At 41.8% G+C, this 24,866-nt stretch carries 14 protein-coding genes; 1 reads left to right on the top strand and 13 read right to left on the bottom strand.

The genetic code is table 11. The features are described 5' to 3' along the window. Nucleotides 1-49 precede the first annotated feature (49 nt). Complete coding sequence (cdd, locus tag QZ562_RS02970) at nucleotides 50-469, top strand: cytidine deaminase (RefSeq protein ID WP_293756720.1); 420 nt, start codon at nucleotides 50-52, stop codon at nucleotides 467-469. Between the two features lie 99 nt (nucleotides 470-568). On the opposite strand, the gene QZ562_RS02965 is transcribed toward cdd, so the two are convergent. From QZ562_RS02965 to QZ562_RS02905, 13 genes are all read right to left on the bottom strand, one after another. Beyond that, nucleotides 569-2,803 carry a molybdopterin cofactor-binding domain-containing protein gene (locus QZ562_RS02965; protein WP_293756717.1) on the bottom strand — a complete coding sequence of 745 codons (2,235 nt, stop codon included), beginning with the start codon at nucleotides 2,801-2,803 and terminating at the stop codon, nucleotides 569-571. Nucleotide 2,804: 1 nt separating this feature from the next. Then, nucleotides 2,805-3,272 (bottom strand): (2Fe-2S)-binding protein, encoded by a 468-nt coding sequence (locus QZ562_RS02960; RefSeq protein ID WP_293756714.1) that lies wholly within the window; start codon nucleotides 3,270-3,272, stop codon nucleotides 2,805-2,807. Nucleotides 3,273-3,385: 113 nt separating this feature from the next. Continuing rightward, the gene (locus QZ562_RS02955; protein WP_293756711.1) at nucleotides 3,386-6,721 is read right to left on the bottom strand and encodes a S41 family peptidase; all 3,336 of its coding nucleotides are present in this window, start codon (nucleotides 6,719-6,721) and stop codon (nucleotides 3,386-3,388) included. A gap of 352 nt (nucleotides 6,722-7,073) precedes the next feature. Further along, a complete protein-coding gene (locus QZ562_RS02950; RefSeq protein ID WP_293756709.1) occupies nucleotides 7,074-7,367 on the bottom strand; it encodes a DUF1244 domain-containing protein in 294 nt (97 codons plus the stop codon). Nucleotides 7,368-7,458: 91 nt separating this feature from the next. Then, complete coding sequence (locus QZ562_RS02945; RefSeq protein ID WP_293756706.1) at nucleotides 7,459-9,303, bottom strand: S8 family serine peptidase; 1,845 nt, start codon at nucleotides 9,301-9,303, stop codon at nucleotides 7,459-7,461. Between the two features lie 278 nt (nucleotides 9,304-9,581). Beyond that, nucleotides 9,582-10,169: a glutathione S-transferase family protein gene (locus QZ562_RS02940; protein WP_293756704.1), complete on the bottom strand. Its 588-nt coding sequence runs from the start codon at nucleotides 10,167-10,169 to the stop codon at nucleotides 9,582-9,584. Nucleotides 10,170-10,926: 757 nt separating this feature from the next. Further along, on the bottom strand, nucleotides 10,927-11,565 hold the full coding sequence (locus tag QZ562_RS02935) for a hypothetical protein (RefSeq protein ID WP_293756702.1): 639 nt from the start codon (nucleotides 11,563-11,565) through the stop codon (nucleotides 10,927-10,929). A gap of 61 nt (nucleotides 11,566-11,626) precedes the next feature. Beyond that, nucleotides 11,627-12,505 carry an archaetidylserine decarboxylase gene (gene asd / locus QZ562_RS02930; RefSeq protein ID WP_293756699.1) on the bottom strand — a complete coding sequence of 293 codons (879 nt, stop codon included), beginning with the start codon at nucleotides 12,503-12,505 and terminating at the stop codon, nucleotides 11,627-11,629. Nucleotides 12,506-12,507: 2 nt separating this feature from the next. After that, complete coding sequence (locus QZ562_RS02925; protein WP_293756697.1) at nucleotides 12,508-15,216, bottom strand: glycosyltransferase; 2,709 nt, start codon at nucleotides 15,214-15,216, stop codon at nucleotides 12,508-12,510. A gap of 2 nt (nucleotides 15,217-15,218) precedes the next feature. Further along, the gene (locus QZ562_RS02920) at nucleotides 15,219-17,006 is read right to left on the bottom strand and encodes an aminotransferase class III-fold pyridoxal phosphate-dependent enzyme (protein ID WP_293756694.1); all 1,788 of its coding nucleotides are present in this window, start codon (nucleotides 17,004-17,006) and stop codon (nucleotides 15,219-15,221) included. 143 nt (nucleotides 17,007-17,149) lie between these two features. Beyond that, the gene (locus QZ562_RS02915) at nucleotides 17,150-19,807 is read right to left on the bottom strand and encodes a M14 metallopeptidase family protein (RefSeq protein WP_293756741.1); all 2,658 of its coding nucleotides are present in this window, start codon (nucleotides 19,805-19,807) and stop codon (nucleotides 17,150-17,152) included. 309 nt (nucleotides 19,808-20,116) lie between these two features. Further along, nucleotides 20,117-23,245 carry an efflux RND transporter permease subunit gene (locus QZ562_RS02910; protein ID WP_293756691.1) on the bottom strand — a complete coding sequence of 1,043 codons (3,129 nt, stop codon included), beginning with the start codon at nucleotides 23,243-23,245 and terminating at the stop codon, nucleotides 20,117-20,119. Further along, nucleotides 23,242-24,381 carry an efflux RND transporter periplasmic adaptor subunit gene (locus QZ562_RS02905; protein ID WP_293756738.1) on the bottom strand — a complete coding sequence of 380 codons (1,140 nt, stop codon included), beginning with the start codon at nucleotides 24,379-24,381 and terminating at the stop codon, nucleotides 23,242-23,244. The genes QZ562_RS02910 and QZ562_RS02905 overlap by 4 nt, the downstream gene beginning before the upstream one ends. Between the last annotated feature and the right edge of the window lie 485 nt (nucleotides 24,382-24,866).

Raw genomic sequence — 24,866 nt, 5'->3', positions numbered from 1 at the left:
CCCGAAATAAAGCAAACTACGCTGCCTAGTATAATTTTAAGTCTGATTTATGGCACATAACCTGACAGTCGAATACAGCATGCTACTGGCACTAGCCACTAAAGCACAAAAGAATGCCCACGCACCTTATTCAAATTTCCATGTAGGTGCAGCCATTCTTGACGAAAACGCTCAACACCATGGCGGCTGCAATGTTGAAAACGCCGCCTACCCACTGGGTCAATGTGCCGAAGCAGGAGCGATTTCTGCCATGATTGCTTCAGGTGGCAAGCAGATCAAACAGATCCTGATCGCCAGTCCCAACAATGATTTCTGCCCACCTTGCGGAGGTTGTCGACAAAAAATTGCTGAGTTTGCTAATGCCCAGACAGAAGTACATTTGGCAACTCAAGATGGTCAGATTAAAACAGTTAAATTCGAAACGTTGCTGCCATTGGCATTTGGTTTCGATAAAATTAGTGAGGATTAAGTTTAGAATTTCTAGAATCAATCTTGATTACTGGGTGAACGAATATAATCAAAAAAAAGCCGCAGTCTCTCGCGGCTTTTTAATCGATTAAGCTCTAAATCACATCGACATCGGTTTAAACGGTAAGTCTCTGTAACGTTTACCCGAGGCTGCAAACACGGCGTTGGCTAATGCAGGAGCAAATGGCCCTAGACCCGGTTCACCAAGACCCGTTGGTTTAAACTCATTTTCGGTGAAGTACACGTTAACCTGAGGCATTTCGTTGATACGTAAAACGGGGTAATCATGAAAGTTTGAATTGACCACTGCGCCATCTCTGAACACCACCTCAGTGCGTAATGACAGTGACATGCCCATAACTATCGCACCTTCCATTTGTGCTGTTGCACTGTCTAGATTTAACACTTGACCACAGTCAACTATTGCATCCACTTCAAGCACTTTAATATCGTCACCGTTGACTTCGACTCGCACTGCCATAGCAACGTAGCTATTAAAACTAAAATGCACCGCGATACCTAGCCCTTGATTACTTGGTAATTTGTCGCGGTTAACCCAATTAGACTTTTCAGCCGCCATAGCCAGCGCACCTTTTGAGCGAGCGACTTGCTCAGCTTGTTCGGCATTTTTATTATTATCGTAAATGCTGTTTAGTAGACTAACCGTATCTTTTTTGGTTTTGTGAGCCAATTCATCAGCAATGCTACCAAAAGCAAAACCATAAAATATGGCGTACACAGCACGGTACCAACCAATACGAGTGTGCGCTTTGGCTTCACCCGTTTCACTGCGATAGTTTGCAATAAAAAATGGATGATTATCCACATCACCTAAGTTGCTTGCCGGTGCCCTATCAAGTGATGGGTCAAACAATGAAGCAATCGCAGGAAAAGCAGCACGGTGTAACCAACCTGTGACATTGCCGTTTTTGTCCATAGCGGCTTCAATATGCTGGGCATTAATTGAATGATAATAACCAGTACGCATATCTTCTTCTCGTGACCACGTAAGCTGCACTGGTGCATTAACTGCCTTGGACAATACTGCCGCTTCATGCACATAGTCACATTTGAACTTACGCCCAAACGCGCCACCAGCCATAGTCACATTGACGACGATATCTTTTGGATCGCGGTCTAAATATTGAGCTAATACTTTTTGAATATCGCCAGGGCTTTGTGTAGCAGCCCAGACTTCACAGCTGTCTTTTTGTACCCACACCACTGAAGCATTGGGCTCCATAGGTGCGTGAGACAAATGCCCACCGGTATAGGTCGCTTTGATAACATGCTCTGCTTCAACAAAGGCTTTTGTGATGTCGCCTCGCTCGGCAGCGAGCTGCGCTGGGCGTTCAACATTTTTGACTAGCTGCGCTTTGTACGCCTTAGAGTCATAACTTTTATGCTCACCTAAATCCCATTCAATATTCAGCTTTTTAAGGGCTTGTTGAGCTGTCCAAGTGTTGTCTGCCACTACTGCAACCCCACCAAGTGTTCCAAAAGGCACTTCAAACCTGGGAATTTCAATTACATCAAGCACACCTTTGACTTGCATGGCTGCCGTTTTATCAACACTTTTAAGCTTGCCACCCATAACAGGGCAATGCGTCATTGCAGCATATTTTAGCCCAGGCATTTTGGTATCCACGCCATAGGTTAATTTGCCTACTACGATGTCACCTTGATTATGCCTAGCGATATCTTTGCCGATATATTTGAAATCTTTCTTTTCTTTTAATATCACGTTTTCTGGCACAGGTTCATTAGCAGCAAGGCTTGCCAAATCGCCATAACTGAGTTTTTGTTGATTGTTCTTATTGATAACATAATGGTTTTCAGCCATACATTTATCAGGCGTCACGCCCCACACTTTTGCTGCTGCAGCCACTAACATGACTTTGGCTGCGGCGCCTGCTTCACGCATAGGAATATACATAACGCGAATACTGGCCGAACCACCTGTGGCCTGAGGACCATATTTTTCTTCGTTACCTTCACCTTGTTTAATGCTCACCCGCGTCCAATCGGCTTCAAGCTCGTCGGCTACTGCGGCGGGTAATGCAGTGCTAATACCTTGGCCCATTTCACAGCGGCCACAGAAAATCAAGGTATCGCCGTTGTCGGCTATATGGATAAAGGCATTGGGATTAAAGGTGCTGTCTTGGCCCATTTTAAAACCAGCAATAGTCGTTTGCGGCAGGCTAATGCCCAACACTAAACCACCGGTTGCTAAACCTGTTTGTTTAAGGAATTTACGACGACTTTGGTTGGTCACCGTATGCGTATTTAAAAGAGGAGTTTGGTTTCCAAGAGAAGTTTGATTTGATGTTGTCATGTTAAGCCTCCTTGTACATTTCGTCAGCGGCGTCAGAAACCGCTTGTTTGATACGTTGATACGTACCACAACGGCATATATTACCTTGCATAGCATTGTCGATATCGTCACTACTAGGGGTTTTATTGGTGGCTAAAAAGCTGGCGGCATTCATGATTTGACCAGCCTGACAGTAACCACATTGTGGTACTTTGTTAGCCAACCATGCTTTTTGTAACGGATGATCACCTGCTTCAGACAAGCCTTCTATAGTAGTGATAGTTTTACCTGCCAAGGCTGAAATGGGCATCACGCAAGATCGAACCGCTTGGCCATCGAGATGGACCGTACAGGCTCCACATAAACCCATACCACAACCAAATTTGGTGCCTGTTAGCTCCAATTTATCTCGTAAGAACCACAATAAAGGCATGTCTCCATCGACATCAATGGGATAACTTTTATTGTTAATATTAATGCTTTGACTCATCACTCTCTCCGCTTAACTTATCTGTAGGGCAAATCGATACTCTGAATCTGCCGTATTAATTTTTACACTGACATTTTGCGCAACTTTATTTAAACGCCTACGCACACTTAAGTTTACTCTTGAGTGGCCGGCGTTGAATATTTAGGTGGTATTACTGACCTGACTTTAATCTTTTTCAACTGTTTCAGCAATTCTTTGACCCCTGCTAGTAGTTGTGGATCATCACCTTTTGCCAGTGATTGAGCATCCTGATATACATTGATATCTGGGGCAATACCAATATTTTCGCCTACCCACTTGTTGTTAAGTGGATCGAATACCGCATTATCTGGCGCAGTGAGAGCACCGCCATCGACTAATCTATAATGCACGGATGATTTCACTAGACCACCCCAAGTGCGTGCACCTATTAACTTACCCACTTTTTGTTGTCGAAACGCCCAAGGAAAATAATCACCACCAGAGCCAGCCAGTTCATTAATCAGTAATACTTTGGGGCCTTTGATCCCAGCAGGTAACAGCAAGGGTTTGCCGTTGGGTACTTCATTAGTAAGCGCAGCACGGAGTTTTCGGTTCATTAAGTCAACCATGTAATCATCTAACAACCCCCCGCCGTTAAATCGTTCATCAATCACTGCTCCTAATTTATCTTGCTGGGCAAAGAAATACCGGTTAAATGAAACAAACCCTGGCGTACTGGTATTGGGTACCCACACGTAAGCTAATTTCCCATCAGATAACTTGTCGACTAATCTGCGATTATCTTCAACCCAGGCCCTTTGTCTTAGTGCCCTTTCATTACTGGTTGGTTTCACCGTGATTTGCCAAGCTTCGCTAAAGCTGGGTTTGTCGTTAATATGTAATACGGTTTGCTGGTCGACTGTGCCGTCTAGAAATTCGTAAGGGTTATCTACGCTAGTCAATTCTTTACCATTGACACCAACCAAATATTGACCTTGATCTATATTCAAACCTGGCTGATCTAGTGGGCCTTTTAATTTGGGATTCCAACTTTCTGCGGTAAATATTCGGTCGAACTGCCAGTACCCATTATTAACTAATAAATCTGCACCCAGTAAACCTGCTCTAGCCTTCTGTGTTTTTGGATAATCGCCGCCAAACACAAAGCTATGCCCAACAGACAGTTCACCGTTCACCATATCTAGTAAATAAGTTAAAGCAGCACGGTGTTTGATATGTTTCACTAAAGGTTCGTAGCGACTAAATACTTCATTCCAATCGCGTCCGTGCATATTTTCGTCGTAAAAATAATCCCGTTGATAACGCCATGCCTCGACAAATATTTGTCTCCATTCTTTTTGACGGTCAAGGCTCATCATCAACTTGGTATTTAAAGGCTTGTCGGTCTTAGCGGTGGGTTTATCTGCATCTACTACAAACCATTTAGGACCTTTTTTGACTAGCAATTTTTTATGATCAGCCGAGATACTTGCTGTCTGAATACCTTGTATAAAAGGTTCTGCTTTTCGTGATTTCAAGTCAAACTTAAGTAATTCAAGATTTCGGTCTTCGTGTTGTCTCTTAGCGAAAAATACCGTTCCTTTTGGCGCTGTCAGAGCAAAAGCATAGTTTCCTGCCGGCATGGGGAGAGGTAAAATCCGCCTTTCTATATTTTCGAAGTCTATGTCTATTTTTTCTATGCTATTTTTTGATGTCTCTTTGTCGTTTTTTTCTTGAACTTTATCTTCTGGAGTATCACTTTTTCCTGAAGGCTCTGCATCATCATCGATGCTTTCTTCATCAATGTCTTCTTCGTCAATGTCTTCTTCGTCAATGTCTTTCTCTTCAGTATTTTCTTCGTCACTGCGTGGGGCAAAAGGTGACGTTTCATCTGCTAATAAGCTCACAATATAAGGGGAATACTCAGCATCAGATCCTATTGAACTGGTATTTGCCCAACCACTATTTAAGCCATAATCGGTGCTGGCCAAGAAATATAAATATTTACTATTTTGGTCCCAGGCAGGTGACAACGAGTTAGCGAATTTATTAGTTAAAAAATGCGTTTTTTTAGTATCAACAGCATATATTTTGATTTGCTGAAAGCCATTATTAGCGGTTTTCACATACGCTAAAGCATTCGAATCTGGTGACCATGCCAAATCATTCCTGCCGCGTTCTAAATTGGTTCCACCCGTATCAACGGTGATAATGTTTTCAGTCGCAAGTTCTAATAAACGAATACGCACATCATCATCTACAAATGCAATGTACTTACCATCAGGCGACCAAGTAGGCTCCCACGCCATTTTTGATTCACCTATTGCTATCGTTTGCAATTCAGACAAACCGTCTTGAGATTGCAACTGCAACTGATAGCCTTGTTCACCTTTGTCAGAAAACCAAGCAACTTGATCACCTTTGGGAGACCAAATCGGTGCCCTGTCTGCTGCATCAGAACTTTGAGTAAGGTTACGCACACTGCCATATTCAACCGGAACCGTGAAAATCTCTCCACGGGAGGCCATGATTGCACGTTTTCCTGTGGGTGATAATGAGGCTGAACTTGCCTTATCACCCACATTTTGCCATCTAGTATCGGCCCAAGGAAAATCACCAGTCACTGTAATTGATATTTTTTGAAGCTCCTCACTGGCTAAATCAAAGGTAAACAAGTCGCCATTTTGTTCAAATACTAACTGTTTCCCGTTGGTGCCTAATTGTTTGATATCAGCATTTTTGAATTCTGTGATTTGTTTGAGTCTTTTTCGTTTCACAGAATATGACCAGATATTGGATACCCAGTCTCTGTCTGACAAAAAGTAAACCGTGTCATTAACCCAAATAGGTTCGATATCGATGGTGGAATCACTGTTGATCATGGTTTCTTCAAGGTTGACTAAATCAACCACCACTAAAGGTGTATTTTGTCCACCACGATAGTTACGCCATTCACCGTCCCAACGAGACATGCGGTCGATGACTATTTGTTTGCCATCGCCAGAGTAAGCACCATTAGATGCCCATTGATTGAGAACCAACTCAGCTGGTCCACCATCAACAGAAATAGTCCACAGACGATTAATAGGCCTAGGCGCGGTATCACGACCAGAAGCAAACAGTACTTTTTGGCCATCGGGTGTCCATCCGCGCACACTGCCACCAGCGGCATGCCATGACAATCTAGTGGCTTGACCGCCGCTACTAGACATAACGTAAACCGAGTTTGTACCAGAACGATTAGATGAAAAAGCTAAGCTTTGCCCATCTGGAGAAAAGTGAGGATGGCTTTCTATTGCAGCGGTACTAGTCAGCCTTTTACTATTTTGACCCAACAAGTCGGTTAGCCATATATCGCCTGCATAAATAAAAGCTAAATGGCTATCGCTGATGCTAGGCTGTCTCAATAGACGGGTTTCTTGTGCAAAAGACTTAGGCAATATCAACATGCTAGCCACAACCAGTAACCATGGTAAAAACTTAATCATTTGGGTCCCTTTTTATGATGATCGCCATAAAGTATAACTGGCGGTAAAACATGCACTTTCACTGTACACTTTCATTATGCACTTTCATTATGCACTTTCACTGAACACTTTCATTATGCACTTTCACTGAACATTCTCGAATCACCAGGTGATTTTGAAACAGTATAAGCCTGTATCTTTGTTCATCCTTACCTCTGTTTTTCACTCATTAGTTCAGTATTAGTTCAGTCAATGTGATAAACACCAATGAGATTAAGTTGCGGGATCTTGATGGACAAAGAAACAGAAAACCTGTGCCTGCTACCAAAAAAAATTTCGAGGACAGCGGCATAGATGTTTTTAGGTGTTATTTTTACGACGTTTGCCGTGCTTCAAACGCTGCTAATTGTTCTTCACTGGCCGGCAGTTGGTGATTAGCTTTCCAGTCACTAAAGGGCATTCCATAGACAGCTTCACGTGCTTGATCGTAATCTATTTCAACACCCTGCTCTTTAGCGCCCGCCATGTACCACTTCGATAAACAGTTACGACAAAAATCCGCAAGTATCATCAAATCAATATTTTGCACATCTTTGTTTTCATCTAGATGTTTTAATAATTGTCTAAAAGCAGAAGCTTCGGCTTCGAGTTTTTGTTGTTCGTTCATGACGTTACCTTATGTATTAAAAACCTAAGCATACCAAAGATCAACAAAAAAAAGGCGAGCCACTTAGGCTCGCCTTTTTTTTATTATTAGCTTAAAAGACTACTGTTAACGTTTCTGAACAAGTTGACATACCGTCTTCACCGTCTTCACATACTTGGAAAGTGTATGTTCCACCACCTTTGGTGTTTAGGTTAATGGTTAAATTACCATCGTTCACTGTATTGGCTAAAAAACCACCATTTTTATAAACATCTACATTAGAGGTGTTTGCACCAGTCCAACTTAAATCAACAACGTGCGAGCCCCTGGATTTATAACCTGATACAGTGAGGGTTAAATCGCCACCTGTAGGAGGTGCAGTTCCACCATCACAGATATTATTGTCTGTAATGTACGCATTTGCGTCAGCAGCCTGAACAATGCCGTAACCAAAGTAGTCATCTTTACCTGCTGCGCCTGCATCCATTGCTGTGTCTTTTAACACTTGGCGAATTTGACTACCAGTACATGTTGGATGATTTGACCATACTAATGCAGCCACTCCTGATACCGCTGGTGTTGCCATAGACGTGCCACTTAAGAAACCATAGTCACTTGAGGTCACACTAATATCCATTGACGTTGCTGCCATCAGAGCTGAACGATCTTCCTGTGCTGTCCCTACCGCTGGAATAGAAGTAGTGTTGCTGCTTGCATCACCCAAAGTGCCGTACAACACACCTGGTTCATTGTTAATAATGACCGCACCTACACCACCTGACTCTTCACAGTTATAGACCTTGTCGAAGAAAGAGATAGTACCGCGGTCGATGACGCACACTTTACCTGCGGCATCTGTATCAACGGCTTCTGCTGTGCCCATGAAATAAATTGCGCCTTGATTAACTGTGCCATAATTTTCCATAGCAGAGGTTTCGTAAGACGTTCCATCAGCACTTAAACCAGCGGCACTGGCAAGGCCAGCAGGAAAGGTAGATAAGGTGTTTACACCACCAGCGGTTACTTCAACACAAATTGTTTCATCAGTAGTAGCTCTTTTGCCTCTTCCCGTTGTGCAACCTGGGAACTGAGAAAAATCAGCAATATTGTTGTTGCTATCATTGGCACCAATCATCATGACCGATGGGTAACCCGCAGGATATGAACGCACTGAGTTGCCATCATTTCCGGCCGCGGCCACAACCAGTCCACCGTTCGCGGTAAAGTCTTTGAAAGCATTTTCTTCAGTGCTGTTTGCACCACCACCGCCAAGACTCATGCTGATAATGTTTGCACCAGCTGCGCCACATAAATTCGCTGCTTGAGCCAAATTAGACGAGTAAGCGTAACCTTCGGCATTAAACACTTTGATGATATGTAAAGGCACGCCTGGTGCCATACCTACCACACCAAAACCATTATCCGCAGCAGCAATGGTGCCTGCTACGTGTGTGCCATGCTCACCTCCTGCTACAAACCAATTACCTGTGCCTGAATCATTGTCACCGTTGATTCGGTCCTCTAAAAAATCACCACTGGACATATCAAGACCAGAATCGATTACACAGACCTTCATACCTGGTTGCAGGTTGACATCACTGGCTTGTGATTGTTTAACTGCATAAGGTGTAACTTGTTGCACCATTGGATTACCGATGTCGTCATTGAAAAGGCCACTTCGTTTTCGCAGTTGGTCTTCTTCAATTAACGTGATGTGTGGGTTGTTTAACAAACCCCTGACATCGGCCAATGTTTTACCTGAGAAGGTAGCGGCCAAAAAACCATTTGAGTCGACGTGTATCACACCGCCTAATTTTTTGGTCAATACTTTTACTAAACCTTTTTTACTTTCATCAACCTGAATGACATAACGGTCATCTGCTGCTTGGGCGCTGGCCGATAGTCCTAGGGCTATAGCGGTGGCGACAGAAATAGCTTTGTACTTAAAATTTTTCATTGAATTGTTCCCTGTATACTTCGATATGTACTTTATTATAGTCGAGGGATTTGTGTGGCTACTTGCCGAAAGGTAACTTCCGTTTTGTCAAAATCACATATTTATTGCGAATCAGTGAAATTCGTAGTTAAAACTTAGCGAAGGTTGTGCGCAGTTGCAAATCTAGGTTGGCAGTAATATTGTGCTATATGCAGGCAATTGTTAAAAATTTGTAAACAAATAAATACAAGCTCTATGATTAATACAACCATAGCCCATATTACGTCTGACCAATTAGACTAATTTCTCGGGTCGGTGGCAGTCACTTCAATACGTTGCACGTTATCATCATGGAACGCCAATAGGTCGGTTAAGCCCTGCATGTTATGTAAGTTTCTAAACTCGATCCAATCAACTAAACAATAAAGACAAACTGCGGGGTAGTTCCAACTGGCAAACTGTTGTTTCGCCACCATCTCATTTAAGTGTACTAATACCGCATTCACTCGCTCTTTTTGCAGCTTAAAATATAGTTTGTCTTCGTCAGGCTGAATATCAGAGTTAGATAAGATAAACATTTGCACCAAAGAGTCGTTGGCTGAGTCTATGAGAGTCAGTTGGTTCTCTTGCTCCCAGCTCAGCAATGGATCATCAAACTTATCAGTTAAATAACGGTAGATAATTCTCGAATCAAAAATGACCCGCGTCACGTCGTTAGTAACATCCTCTAACATAGGTATTTTCATGGTAGGATTTTTCGCTGCAAGAAGTCGCCTGTCTTGTTCCGAAAAAATCTGAAGATTGATAAATTCATGGTCAGTATTCGCCAACCAGATGCGCAAACGTCTTACATAGGGAGAAGTAGTGGAACCGTATAATTTCAACATAAAATACTCCAAGATGTTAAATGTCTAACAGTGTTTTAGATACTAAAGTGAACTGCTCCGTACAGCAAACATATTACCTTATTAATTAAATCTAGTGATTGCTTTCATAATCTGAAGCGACTTTATACTGACTGTATCGTAAAAACACAGAGCTTACTCTCATGGCTTTACAAAGCAGAGGCAGATAGCAAAAATGACCTATGATTTACAATCATAGAGTACGAAGTTTAGCCACAAGCAACCACAATATGGCTTAAATTGTGGAAACAGGCATCAAGTTCAAATTGAGTTCAAATTGATAAGCCTAGACTAATCAGGCGAGAATATTTAATCTTTAGCAAAAAAGGCTATGATTTGTCACTGACATTTGACCCTAAGGTTATCGAACAAACTATTGACGCAATAAATTGATTAATTGCCACCGAACGTGCCTAAGATGTTCGGGCTGACGACAATAATTGTTATGTGGTGAAAGGTTTATTAAATGCTGGAAAACATATTTATAAATATTTGATTTATTAAAGGCGTTTCTGCTGTCTTGAAAAAGTCTAAACTCATAAGCAAAAGGTCTATCTGTTATTAATTAAAGTGATCTTCATCGATAAACCTTTTTTTGACGTATTCGACTTACTAAGTCGAATACACTATTTAAAAAAGTTGTCTCTAGAGAAAAATAAAAGATCCTAAACAATAGGTAAATCGAAACCATGAAGATCCGTTTTATCTACCTATCGTTTTATCAGAGTATTCTGCAAATCTAGGCTTTGTTTTCAAAAGACGCGTCTTCGTACCAATCATCCATATTGTCGTACATCTCGCCTTTCATAATGTAGTACAAAGATTTATGGTAAATTTTGATGTCGTGGAAAGGGTCTGTAGCAATTTTGGTAAACCAGACGAACCCAGATTGCACCCCCATTAGTTTAAACAAATGCACAGTTCTGAATACTATCGCGCCTAAACCCACCACTAACCATACCATCGCCATGTTATTCACAAATCCGCTGATGTCGCTAATGTCAGTAGTAGTAGCAGTAAATATGCCGAAAAATGTGGGTTCAAAAAAAAGCACGACAGGGACTAATGCCCATAGTGATAACAACACAACCTTACGTTGCAGGTTGTATCCCACTTTGACGCTTTCTTTATAATTGTGAGTAGTCTTGTTCACTTCGTCATAAGTCTTAGGCTCAAAAAAGAAGTGTCCAGTTTGACGCAGTACCATAGCCAACAACCATCCCACTAGAGCGGCGGCGGCAGGATAGTAAAACACCAGAATATAGCTTGCGATAAAACAACTGGCGCTGAGTAAGTGCAAAAATTGGTTAATTCTATTGTGGTGATAATAGCGGTGGTCATCCCAACGTTGCTTTTGTAGTTCTTCAAAAAAGGTCATGTTGTTACCTATTAGTGGTTAGTCAGTGAAAAATCAACGGTTTACTTACACCGCGTTAGTGTTATGGAAAACTGGTTAGATGCCCGGTAAGCAGGGGTTGCCCCATTTTTATCAGTTTGCCCTTTTCAATGCCTTCGCAAAATTGATAGTTACTGGTGGCAAATAAGATAATGGTGGAGCCATGCTGGAAGTAGCCCATTTCATCACCTTTATTAAACTGGGCATCACAAGAAATATTATTTGGGCCTTGGTATTTTAAATTTAGGACCTGAGGTAAAAAGTTAAACTTCATGCTCGCCACTAGAATGGCGGCAACTGGCACTAATGTAATGCAGCTGGTTGGGTGATTGCTGTGCAATTCAACTACTGCTCGCTCGTTTTTACAGAACAGTTTTTCTATGCGTTTAAGCGCAACCGGATTAACGTTCCAAGTGTCACCCGATATGTAGGTAACCTTGCTAACAAAACAATCAACAGGTGCATGAAATCGATGGTACATACTAGATTTCAAACGTAAGGTTATATATTTACCATTTCGGTATTTATGATTCATATGTAAATTCGGAATTAACTCACTGATATCATATGGAAAACCTTTAGCTTGAAAGACCTGCGTACCTTGGATATCACCATATTCACCAATAATTGCATCGCACGGGCTAATGACTCGCTCAGGATGTTTGGCGATAGGTCTTAACCCATCTTTCAACTCACGTGTAAAACAGTCACCTAAACTCGTGAAATGTTGTTTTTTAGCATCTTGGAGCCTTAAGTCTTCGGCAAATAAAGTCCATAGCCAGATTGAAAACTTAGTTAATAGTGGACTTTGTATTTGGCTATACCAGCCCATGAAAAAGGTTAACCATCTTCTTGGAATGCGATTGGTTAACAAAAAATTAAGCTGCTCACGTTTAGATAAGCTCTGCACACGGGTAGTCACGCTTAAGCCACCGTTCTTTGATTGTTGTACATAATAGGAAGCTCTAAACCCATGTCTTGCAGAAATTGCTGCATGATAGGTTCAGCCTGATATTCTGAGGCCCTTTGCAAGGCATTTTTCTGCATATTGCGCTGTATGTCTGAATGTAAAAAATACTCAATAATTTTTGAGCTCATACCGGCAATATCATCCACCAAATAGCCATTTTTATTATGTTGGATGATGTCTTTAGGCCCTTTACAGTTGTATGCAATAGCAGGCATACCATGTACAAAGGCCTCTAAAATCACATTACCAAAGGTATCAAAACGTGAAGGGAACACAAATAAATCCAAACTTAAATACAGGGCCGCTAGTTGCTTTTTGTTTTGCCAACCTAAAAATATGGCATCGGGTAATATTTGCTTAAGTTGCTCTTGAGCAGGGCCTGAACCCGCCACCACAATTCTAAGCTTAGGAATACGTTTTTTAGCCCGTTCAACAATTTCAGGTAAATCCAAAATTCCTTTCTCTTTGCTCAACCTGCAGGCAATAAACAACACCGGAGTATCATCATTTGCACCAGGGATAATGCTGGCTTTGCTGACTTTGTGCAGACCTACATCTCTTGGCTGGGTGTGGTGAGCAGTCAAAAATACTTTTTCTTCTTTAAGTTGCATTTCGTGCCCTGTTAGCCAGTCTTTGTGTTCACTGTTGAGCACAAAGACACCATCGTATCGATTGTACAAGGCGCGCATTAAGCGTCTAACTCTGTCCCTTTCGTATTGATTAAGGTCGGTGGTATGTTTAATAAAATCCACCCAATCGGTGTGCATAAAAAAGTAACTAGGCACGTTGAACATTTGTTGAATAAACAGTGATACCGCTGCCATTGGCCCTTCTGTTGAACAAATAATTCGATCGTAACCGCCTGCATAAAAAATATTAGCGATTTCCATCAAGTCGGGTATGCGAATTTTTTGTTCTCCATAACGATGCACTTCAAATTCAGTGATCGGGCGAACCACATGTAAATGTGGGGCGGATTTTGCATCTGCGTGACAGATCAAAAAATCGACTGGCAAATCAGCTCGTTGAATTTCTTTGAGTTTGCCAGACAAGGATGTGGAGACGCCGTTTTTGTCGAGCATTGTATCGGTTAGATATAGGGCACGGTTTGAATGCTGATTTTTCCCTAAATGTTGAGCAAATTGATTGAGAAACTGACGATTTTGATACAACACTCGGGTTGATACCAAGGTAGAGCCCGCCAAAATTAAACTGATTAGGATGGGGAAGGATAATTTATCTAATAACTTTCCAATTCGAACATTGCTCATATTATCTTGGCGTTTTCCTTCACCCAAAAATAACGCCGTTAGTTGGCTAGGGATTTCAAACTTACGGGTGATCTCTTCAGTAGAAAAACTGTCCAAGCGGATGCCTTTACTGTCTTTAATCGCACTTTCAACCCTTTGTGCAAACAGTCGATTGAGATGAGTAAACAAGTCTTTTATGGCAAGGTTAGTGGTGTCGGTGAACGCTTCAAGACCCTCTTTTCTACTGTCCGCAATTTTTTCTAGTTGGGTAATACAAAACCTATAGTCTTTAGACACTTGCCACTTGAGCAACTTATTAGGTTTTTTACCTTGCAGGGATTCATGGATAAACGAGAAGAACTTCATAGTTTTTTTATGTTTTTGCATTTCTAACAACACGTTACTCACCACAAAGCAGCCTACTTTGTCCCATGTTGAACCGCGGTGCAGCATGATTCTAAACAAACCGGGATCTTTGATTTTGGTCACCACCTGAGAAAAATAATCTAGTAACGCAATATTGAGCTTTTGATTCTCACTCACCTGACCAAAAGGAGCAATGTCACCTTTTTTTAGGGCTTCTAACGCCAGTTCAGAGGCGGGAGTGGTTTCAAGACGTTCAACCAAATTTTCGATATATAAATAGGAACCACTCTGCCCAGCAAAAATGCCTGTGTGATCATCAGAACCTCCGGTTAATACTTTTGGTGCATAAGGATCGACAGCAAAATCGGTAGGGTTGAGGTCATGTTTTTTGGCAAAATTAAGGATTTTTTCAGGGCTAAGGCTTTGCACCCAGTTGAGTGTCAGAACACTTTGCCACAGATCTCTTTGCCCGTTTAACACTTCAAAACGCGCAAACATCACCGCAAGCTTTTCAAACAAGCTTAAGTCAATTTTTCCGTTGCGAGTATAAAAGTATAAAGGGTGTGGCATAATGACAGGCAGGTCTTCAGCCGCAGCATAACGCAAAAAATCATACACGTTTTGACGCTTGGTATTCAGTATCACTTCCTGCTCTGGGCTAAATCCATAGGTTAAAACGTGAATAAACAATTCGTACTCTGGGAAAAAACAGGTGAATTCTGCAGCCACCAGTACATCGATTCCTTTCGCCTTGAGATCCCAACAAGAACGCGCATTATTATGATTAGTAATGGTGATGACTTGGCTACCATTATCCTTAAGCAACTTGACCAATTTTTTTGTTTTTAACCAAGTTTCAGGCAACCTGAGGATACGCCCCCATAATTCGTCAGGTACATCGCTGTTGTGGTCATGGCAATGAAAATCAATTTTCAGACAATTTTCTCTGGCAAACCTCTGGCTCTGCTGTTGTAAAAAAATATCAAATTCAACGTTTAAAGACGGCCTAAAACTCTGCTCTTGTCGCTTATCTTTTTCGATTAACATATTTAACCTACCTGGTTTGTGTTGTTATTAGGCGGCACTGCAAATTCAGTTGCTGTTAAAGATCCCTTGGTTGGATTAACTAAGTATTTAAGCTTGCTCAGCGGTGCAGGTAATAAGGGACGTAAAACAGGGCTTAGTATGGGAAACATGGCGGCTAACATATCCCCTAAGAATTGCCGCTTAATAGCTTTGTTAGTCAACCCAAGATGTGACCACCACCATCCATCTTGAGACATCTGTTTTGCCGCTATGACAAAACAATCAATTACCTGCTCAAATTCTTCATCGGTGTAACTAAAGCTCATGATAAACCTACCCGTTCCTGTCCAACTAAGCTCCAGGCCGGCATGACGTAAATAGAATTGCAGCATCCAGTTGTAACGACTTGGCTGGGTATAAATCACCGACAAAATAGAATGCATGTTGGTAATTTTCAAGGGTAATTTTTCAGCTAGTATGCGCTGATTAAAGCGAGCCACTCGTTCATTCCAAAGAGGTTCAGACGCTTGATACAATGCTTGTATTTTAGGTAGTTGAATACGCCTGAGGAATTCATTCATAGCCCCCATCACATAAGGGTGAGAATTAAAGGTGCCTCGCGCAAATGATACATCTACTGGCTTATCATTTTTAAAACGTTTCATTAAAGAATAGGTACCTGCCAACACCCCTACCGGATAACCACCGCCTAAGGTTTTGCCGTAGGTCACCATGTCCGCCTGAATGCCAAAGAAGCCTTGCGCCCCTCGGTAACTTAATCTAAACCCAGTAAATACTTCATCAAATATCAGCACGATATTTTGCTGTGTGCAGATTTTCCTGATCCTGCATAACCAAAGGCTATACGCGGCCTTATCAAAATGGGTATCACGGTCGCTAGCAATCAGTGACACATCCGATGCTGAATCGGAATTGGGGTGGAAGGCTTGTAAAGGGTTAATCAAAATACACGCTATATCTTTGCGGGTTTTAAGCACATGCAAGGTGTGTTCACTTAAATCAGCCAAGGTGTACACATCGTGGGTTTTGCGATTATTACCAATACCCGGCTGTACGCCATCCCACCAGCCGTGATAAGCACCACAGAATCTAACAAGGTGTGTTTTGCCTGTGTGATATCGGGCTAGCCGCACCGCTTGCATCACGGCTTCAGTACCCGACATATGAAAGGAGACTTCGTCTAAACCCGATATTTGTTTTATCTGTGCTACATTTTCGCCAATAACAGGATGATATGCGCCAAGCACTGGTCCCAATAATTGGGTTTTCTGGGCACCAAGATGCATGCACTCTTTGTAAAAGTCATATCCCCATACATTGACGCCATATGAGCCAGACAAGTCGTAACGCCAATTTCCGTCTAAGTCTTTTATTTGGCTACCTTTGGTTTCATCTGCGATAGAACCAAGTGTAAATGCTTTGCTTAAACGATTTCGAAATGGAAAAGGAATACGGTAGTGGCTAGTAAAACGTACATCTGAAACACTCTTTTCTATGGACTCACAATATGCCAAGGTTTTTGCAGATTGTTTGGCTAACTGATCTTGTAACCTTTGCAAACCTGCTCGCCTGAGTTGAGCAATATTGTTAGGTGCACCATCAGTGCTAAAATACTCGGAGTCAGTATAACTAAAAAAGGGGATTTTTCTGGCTATACGCCGCGACCATTTACTGTGGCCTCGAAGAGAGGGGTGTTTAGCTCGAGAAAGCTGCAGTCGGATCAAAGCCTTTGATGCGAGGTAACATCCCAGCAGAATTAAAACAAAATAAACGATGTAATTGAATTGCATATGTTTAGCTTAAGCCTACAGGTTTACCTTAAGCTAACATCGCAGTTTGAACAAATTATTTCACTTTTGATACCGTTTAATGACAACTGCTTAAGTGGTCATTTAACCGTATCTTTTATTTCTATTCTGTACCCTGCTATCGTTCATAAAGTTTTGGCATGGGCTGCAGCCCTAAAGATGCTGTTAGTTAACAACACATTTAATCCATCTAAGTACGCACGCGTTGTAGGCTCTTGAGTAAAACTGACAAGCATGCCTTTTCCAAGGGGTTGATGAATAAGAAAAGGTTTATACGCCAGTTGTTCTTTATTTTCTTGCCACAGATATCCACTGGCCAAGACAGTTTCGGGGCCACTAAACCATGCAACATTTTTACCTGACTTAAGGGTAATAGGTGCATAAATATCACGGCCTAAGACCAAGGCCACAACATTTTTATTCACCCCGGCTGTCAACCAATGTTCTTGATCAACTTCAACATTGGCTAATACGCCTGCAACATTGTCAGGACTTTGTTGCTTAACTTCACTGGCATCAAGTAAATCTTGTTTCTCAGTAAACAACTGCCCTTTTACTCTTGAGTGGTCTTTATCTGCTGATTTTTTATCTACTGAATTGCCTTTATCTACTGAATTTTTATAAGCAAATTCTCGCTTCACATCCAATAATGCCACATCACTGGAGGCAATAAATTGTGTGGCTTTTCCAAAAGTCACCAATACCCCACCATTTTGGACCCAGCTTTTTAAGTTTTTAACCGCGGATTTATCAAAGCTTTTTTGATAATCACCTGAAGGTAAAATCAACACCTGATAATTGGCTAAATTGGACTTAGTTAACATGTTAATCCGAATGGCCGTCACCGGATAATTTAGCTGCCTTTCAATCACAAAACGGGTATTACCTGCGCTTTGTGGGTAAACAGGTTCGTCCCATGCCATCGCAATATTAGGCGGACTCATTGTGACTGTGTTGCCACTGCCAAAACTTGGGCCATCTATAACCCAGCTGCTGTCTACACCGATTACAGACGCGCCGCTTTGATTGGCAAGTGTTAACACTAAATCAGCATAATCAGCTTTATTGGCACGCCTTTCAACAATCAGACTGCCTGCTGTAAAGGCCTGTTTGTCTTCTAATACAAAAGCTTTATCGGCACTTTTAACAACCAAACCTTGTTGCAAAGCCCCAGTCAAAAAACGAACTGCAGCCATATCGCCCCAAGCAACAAGGAAGGCAACTGAGGCTTGAGGATTTGACACACTGCCCAGCAATTTGTGGGTTTCGTCAATACTAATACTCTTGACTTTGACGGCCCTGTTGCAAGCATCCGTTTCAATGTTAAACATCAAGGGTAATGACCAAGCCGTTACATCGTATATTTCATCGTCCAATAAACGTGCTCTGCGACGCTCTTGTTCTGTGATAAATGCATCAGGCATATCCACTTGCTTAGTAAAAGTGGTTTTAACAAATTTGCCTCTCGGTTGCGCGGTATCTATCCAGTAGGTACCCGCAGAATAACCTTTGCCGCAGGCTTTAAATGACTCCGTTGACTGGTTTACCTCTACACCATGACGTGCCATTAATGTGGCGAGTTTATGGGCCCCAGCCCTATCTCGCTGGATTGGCAAAAGATACACTCGCTCTTTTTTGTCTGCTTTACCGCTGGCGATAGCATCGACTTGATACTGATAAAAATCTTTCAATAATTTGTCATGATTGTCTGCCACACCTTCAGCTGTGGAAATGGAGGCAACAAAGTGTTTATGTACCGTATCTTTATAGGTCAACAATTCACCGTTGTTTTTCTGGAATGCTTGTCCTCGGGCCGAGCCCACTTCGTAGGTCGAAGCAGACGCACCATAAAATGTGGGCCAACTATCACCATATCCTGGGTAAAAAGCGTCGTAGACTTCACGGGTAAAATAATCAAAACCAAAACGATCAAAATGTTTACCGTGATTACGGCCGATCAAACCAATATTGTCTATTTGGTCTTGGCTCATATAAGGATTAAACGGCTGCGCAGATGGGGCGAAAAAATAACTGTTGTCTCCTCCCATCTCATGTAAATCAATCACCACTAACGGCCGGTAATGATTAAGTATCTTTATTTTCCCAGCCGTCTCGGGTTGGGTAACTGCCAACCAGTCCCTATTCATGTCAAATAAGTAGTGATTAGTGCGTCCTTTTGGCCAAGGTTCATTTTGCTCAGCACTGATTCGGTCGCTACTATGCTGAAGGCCAACAGTGGCATAATATCGCTGGGTGAACCGTGTTCTGCCATCTGGGTTTTGCAGTGGATCAATGAACACTATAGTGTTCTTTAATATCTTTTTGTTGGTCGCTTCATCAGGGGCTGCAAGTAAATGATAAGCGGTCATCATAGCGGCATCGGTACTGCTTATTTCATTACCGTGCACGCCATATTCTAGCCAAACAGAACTGGGTAAGGTGGCTTGAAGCTCTTTTGCTTGTTGTTTATTTGTGAGTCTTGGATCTGACAATCTTTGCATGTTTTTAGCAAAACCGTCGAGGTCTTTGATGAGTTCTGGGGCACCAATTGCGGCGTAAATCAGTTTTCTACCTTCCCATGTTTTACCATATTCAAACAACTTGATACGCTTGGGAGCAGCCACCTCTAGCGCTTCAAAAAATCGTAACATATCTGCATAGTTCGTTATCCGCTCACCCACTTTGTAACCAAGTATCTGAGTATGAGTGGGTATGTCGGCGCTATATTGTGTATTAGGCCACAGGTTATATTCTTCATTTGCAGCAGCATTGCTTACTAACATCAAGGAAACACCACAGACCAGAAATAACCTAGCAAACACAGAAAACCTATTTTTAGTAGGTATGATAGAAGCAATAAAATTTAAAAATGGGCTCAAAGTAAACTCCTAAGATTTGGTTTGGCTAAACTACAGCTCTTCATGAGCCAATAACAACAACTACGTCGCTCAGATCCAAGCGGTAACTGCATGATTTTTATATTATATTTATTTTTAAATACACAATAAAATTCATATCGAACTTGATATGTTTAATCCTATGGCAATTACTTTTTGCATCAGTTTCAAAATCACATTAACTGCAAAATGCGGCTAAATTACAAGATGTGTGTTGAACTGAGCCAATGATTTAGCTTTGCGCTCATCCCGTTTGACTTTTAACGCCAGCATGCAAGGTGTGAGTATTAAAGTCAGCACGGTAGCAAACGCTAAGCCACCAGCCACAGCTGTAGCGAGTTGTGACCACCATTCTGTGGATGGGCCGCCTATATCGACATTACGGCCGATAAAGTCGATATTGACCTCTGCTACCATAGGTAATAAACCTAAAATTGTGGTCACTGTGGTCATTAATACTGGACGCAGGCGCTGGGCACCAGTTCGTATAATGGCTTCCATGGCAGGTATACCTTCTTTACGTAGTATATTGTAGGTGTCGATAAGCACGATATTGTTATTTACCACTATGCCCGCTAAAGCGATCACTCCAATACCTGACATCACGATACCGAAAGGTTTCTGGAAAATAAGTAAGCCAAGAAAGACACCTACAGTAGAAAACAGCACAGCGCTTAAAATTAAGAATGCCTGATAAAAACTATTAAACTGCGTCACTAAAATAATCGCCATAACAAAAAGTGCGATTAAAAAGGCATTTTTAAGAAACTCTGTAGACTCATCTTGTTGTTCATTTTGACCTTTAACAGTGATTGTCACCCGAGGATCTAATCCCAAATTTGGTAACAGTTCTTGTAATTTGGGTAGTTCAATACTTAACAGTTCGCCCGGCACCATATTCGCCTCTACGGCAATCACTCTTTGACTGTCTATGCGTCTGATAAGGTCTGTTTTAGGTTTAGCGGTGCGTTCTACAAAATTAGAGATAGGCACCATGCCTTTAACTGTTTTCATTCTTAATTCATCAAGTTTACCGATAAACCGAGACTCAACCGGATAACGTACTCGAATGTCTAATTCGTCATCCACATCGTCTGGCCGATAATCGCCAATTTTTAAACCGTTAGTGATAAATTGCACCGTGCTACCGACTAAAGTCGCATCTGCGCCAAACCTTGCTGCATCGGCACGATTCACTTTGAGTTGCCATTCAATACCAGGTTTAGATGCAGTGTCACTGACTGAAGTAAACTTATCGCTGTTATCTAAGGCTGTCCGTATTTTTAGCGCCGCTTCATCTAACAACTCAGGGAAACGGGACGACAATTGAATTTGTAAATCTTTACCCGATTGTGGGCCATTTTGGTCTGGGGTAATTTCGATATCCATGCCTGCCATACCCTTCAGCAGAGCCTGAGTTTCTTTAAGTACATCGTCAGAATGCGGGCGTAAACGCCAGTCCACTAGGTTCAGTTTTATGTAACCTATTTGATCACGACCACCTGTACGCACATATAAGGATTCAATTGCTTCCATACCGAGTAAACGATTTTCAACTTTACGTACTACTTGGTCTTTTTCATAAATCGACATATCACCAGCACTGCGCACTGTGACGTTAATACCTTTAACATCGACATTAGGAAAAAACTCTGTACCCAAACCAGATACACCATATGCAGTAAAAGACACAAAGGCGACAACTATAGCGGCTAATAAAATTTTCCATGGATGCTCAATCGCGGTAGCGAGGACACGAATGTATTTACCGGTAAAGCCCTGTAATTTTCTAATATCACCGTTTTCAGCTTCATACATTTGCTGTTTATCAAACTCGGAAACATATCTAGGCTTACCAAATACACCACCTAACACAGGCACAAAAATCAGCGCCATCAACAATGATGCGGACAACACGGCAATCAATGTAAATGGCAAATATTTCATAAATTCGCCCATCATACCTGGCCAAAACATTAGCGGCGCAAATGCAGCTAATGTGGTGGCAGTAGAAGCGATAATAGGCCAAGCCATTCGTTGTGCAGCTTTGCTGTATGCGATTTTTTTATCTATGCCTTCACTCATACAACGATCGGCATATTCGGTCACCACTATGGCTCCATCCACCAGCATACCCACAGCCATAATGAGTGAAAAAAGCACCACGGTATTTAAGGTGTAACCAAACAATGAAATAATCAAAATACCTGTCAAAAAAGAACCCGGAATAGACACACCCACTAAGAGTGCGGTACGCAAACCTAAAATAGCTAAAATGACAATCGCTACTAAAATTACCGCACTCGATACGTTATTTTGTAAGTCGTTTAGCATCATGTTGACTTCGACGGTTTGATCGCCGGTGTAACTCACATTAATGCTGGCAGGCCAAATGGTTGATTGCTGTGCTGCTGTGACTAGCGTTTTCACATTAGCGACTGTTTCTAACATGTTTTCACCGGGCCGTTTTTTGACTTCCAACGAAACTGATGGTTCGCCATTTAAACGTGCAAAACTAGTCGGGTCTTTATAAGAACGCCTAACTTGTGCCACGTCCTGAAAGGTAATAAGACTGTCGCCTTGTACCTTAACAGGTAGCTCCAAAAGGTCTTTAACTGACTCAAAAACAGAGGGAACTTTAATGGCAAAACTGCCCTTACCATTATCCATAGTGCCGGCAGGAACCAATCTATTGTTGCGAGTTAATAAACTAAGAATGTCAGTTTGATCGAGTCCATAAGATTCCATCAACAAGGGATCAACCACAATTTCAACGATGTCTTCACGATCGCCGCCGATTTCGACTTCTAGCACTTCGCTTATGCCTTCAAGTCGGTTTTTTAGCTCTCGTGCCACTGTTACCAGAGCTCTTTCTGAAACAGGCCCTGATAACACCACAGTCACTGCAGCTTGCTGTCCTGCCATAGTGACTTCATTAATAGTTGGTTCTTCTGTTTCTGACGGTAACTTTGCTCTGGCTATTGTGACTTTATCCCGCACATCAGCTAGGGCCGCATCAGAATCAAGACCAGCGACAAACTCTAGTGTGATACTAGCAAAGCCCTCACCAGCGGTCGCTTTCATCTCTTTTACGCCGTCAATAGAACGTAACTCTCGCTCCATGGGTTTGACCAACATACGTTCAGCATCTTCGGGGGAAATACCGTCGTGCACAATAGACACGTAAATCACTGGGATAGGCACGTCGGGGTTAGACTCTTTGGGGATATTAGAATACGTCGCCACGCCCGAAATCAACAACAATACGAATACCATAAGCACTGTGCGACTATGATTTAAGGCCCCAGAAATAAGGCTGTTCATTGTTTACCCTGTGAAGAAATACCATTTATGGAAAGATTACTTGTCGTGTTTTTGGATTCATCAACACGCACCACATCTACCTTGTCACCGTCTCGTACAAAGCCATGTCCAAGGGTAATAATATCTGCTTGTTTGCCCATGCCAGATAACCACACGCCTTGACTATCACTCTTAACAATATCGATTGGAACAAATCTCACATGATTATCTACCACAGTTTTCACACCTAAATTGCCCTGTTCATCTAGTGCCATCACTGCAGGTGAAATACGCATAGCCCAAGTGGTTTCTAAGGGTAAAGCTAACTCAGTACTCATACCTGCCATGTGAGCGTAATCTGGATTAGGGACCTCAACCTCTATTTTAAAGGTATTGGTGCCAAGTTCTGAAATACTCGAGATATAACGGATTTTGCCTTGTAACATATCACCGGACACCATGCGCCCACTTGCGTGCTGTTGCATTTTTAATGCTTGAACATTTATTTCTGTTACATTCGCGGCGATCACCAAAGGATCTAAATCAACTAAGATGGCGATATTGTCGCCTTCTTTAAGAAAGTCACCCACTTCAACAAACCGTTGGTTTATGATGCCGTCAAAAGGTGCGATAATTTGTGACTTAAAAATGGCTAACTCGAATGAAACAGTATCAGCCTGAGCCATCTCTAAATTAGCGGTAGCTTGCGCTAAGGCAGTTTTCGATTGATAACCTTGCTCTTTTAGAGCTTGTGCGCCTTGAAGTTCTATCTCACGTTGCTTTAATGTCGCCTTTGCAGATTGCAAGCGGCTCACAAAATCACTTTTTTCAAGGCTTATAATTTTTTGCCCTCGGCTAACTCGCTCACCTTCCTGCACATGCACTTCTTTGACTAAACCTTTCACTTCAGAACGTAACGTGGCTATTCGGTCTGGTTCCGTCCTGCCATACAAGTTTATTTCACGGGTAACCTCATCGGCAGAAACATTTTCTACCGTTACTTTTACTAAAGGTATTTTGATATTTTTGCGTTTGACTGAATCATCTTCGTTCTGGGTTTTCAACATGCCCGAGGCAACCCAAGAACACAGGGCAATAAATATGATCAAGGCAATCCATGCTGGTTGCTGCCTTAATTTGTTAATGGTGAACGACATGACTTGTCCGTGAAAATTTAATTGCACATAATTTACCTTTTTTTTGCGGCAATATCATGGCGAAAGTCATCAATTACATAGGGAAATTGTTACTAGATGCTTAAAACGTGCAAACCTAACCTTAGGTATTTTAGTGATGCCATCAAAAATAAATGTCGAGTAATGCTTCGATGTTTTTAACAAAAATTAGTATCGCCAGATGGATCTTCTCTACCTTGCAAAACTGCTTAAATATCATAAAAGCCCTCATTGAGACAAAGGACACCCAGTTCGACATCTAGCTTTTTGCATAAATTTGTGATTTTGAATCAGGTGTTTTTTGCTCAGTTCTTGAAATTAATTTTTAGCACTTTTAGTGGCATACATTAAGTGGCATTTATTCACATTTCAAAAAAATAGGTTAATTAGTATGCGATTTCTAATTTAATTGAGTAATGTCTCATACATCAAAACAACACACCTTTTTAAACAATCTACGGAGTAGA

It is taken from the genome of uncultured Paraglaciecola sp. (genome assembly GCF_913058035.1).
Classification (GTDB): domain Bacteria; phylum Pseudomonadota; class Gammaproteobacteria; order Enterobacterales; family Alteromonadaceae; genus Paraglaciecola.
Note: the sequence above shows the minus strand (reverse complement) of the source record. Positions and strands in the feature narration are given on the sequence as shown.

What these genes read in the sequence shown, in the direction of transcription:
- cdd (WP_293756720.1), top strand. Translation starts at nt 50, where the DNA reads ATGGCACATAACCTGACAGTCGAATACAGCATGCTACTGGCACTAGCC.
- QZ562_RS02965 (WP_293756717.1), bottom strand. Translation starts at nt 2,803, where the DNA reads ATGACAACATCAAATCAAACTTCTCTTGGAAACCAAACTCCTCTTTTA.
- QZ562_RS02960 (WP_293756714.1), bottom strand. Translation starts at nt 3,272, where the DNA reads ATGAGTCAAAGCATTAATATTAACAATAAAAGTTATCCCATTGATGTC.
- QZ562_RS02955 (WP_293756711.1), bottom strand. Translation starts at nt 6,721, where the DNA reads ATGATTAAGTTTTTACCATGGTTACTGGTTGTGGCTAGCATGTTGATA.
- QZ562_RS02950 (WP_293756709.1), bottom strand. Translation starts at nt 7,367, where the DNA reads ATGAACGAACAACAAAAACTCGAAGCCGAAGCTTCTGCTTTTAGACAA.
- QZ562_RS02945 (WP_293756706.1), bottom strand. Translation starts at nt 9,303, where the DNA reads ATGAAAAATTTTAAGTACAAAGCTATTTCTGTCGCCACCGCTATAGCC.
- QZ562_RS02940 (WP_293756704.1), bottom strand. Translation starts at nt 10,169, where the DNA reads ATGTTGAAATTATACGGTTCCACTACTTCTCCCTATGTAAGACGTTTG.
- QZ562_RS02935 (WP_293756702.1), bottom strand. Translation starts at nt 11,565, where the DNA reads ATGACCTTTTTTGAAGAACTACAAAAGCAACGTTGGGATGACCACCGC.
- QZ562_RS02925 (WP_293756697.1), bottom strand. Translation starts at nt 15,216, where the DNA reads ATGTTAATCGAAAAAGATAAGCGACAAGAGCAGAGTTTTAGGCCGTCT.
- QZ562_RS02920 (WP_293756694.1), bottom strand. Translation starts at nt 17,006, where the DNA reads ATGCAATTCAATTACATCGTTTATTTTGTTTTAATTCTGCTGGGATGT.
- QZ562_RS02915 (WP_293756741.1), bottom strand. Translation starts at nt 19,807, where the DNA reads ATGTTAGTAAGCAATGCTGCTGCAAATGAAGAATATAACCTGTGGCCT.
- QZ562_RS02910 (WP_293756691.1), bottom strand. Translation starts at nt 23,245, where the DNA reads ATGAACAGCCTTATTTCTGGGGCCTTAAATCATAGTCGCACAGTGCTT.
- QZ562_RS02905 (WP_293756738.1), bottom strand. Translation starts at nt 24,381, where the DNA reads ATGTCGTTCACCATTAACAAATTAAGGCAGCAACCAGCATGGATTGCC.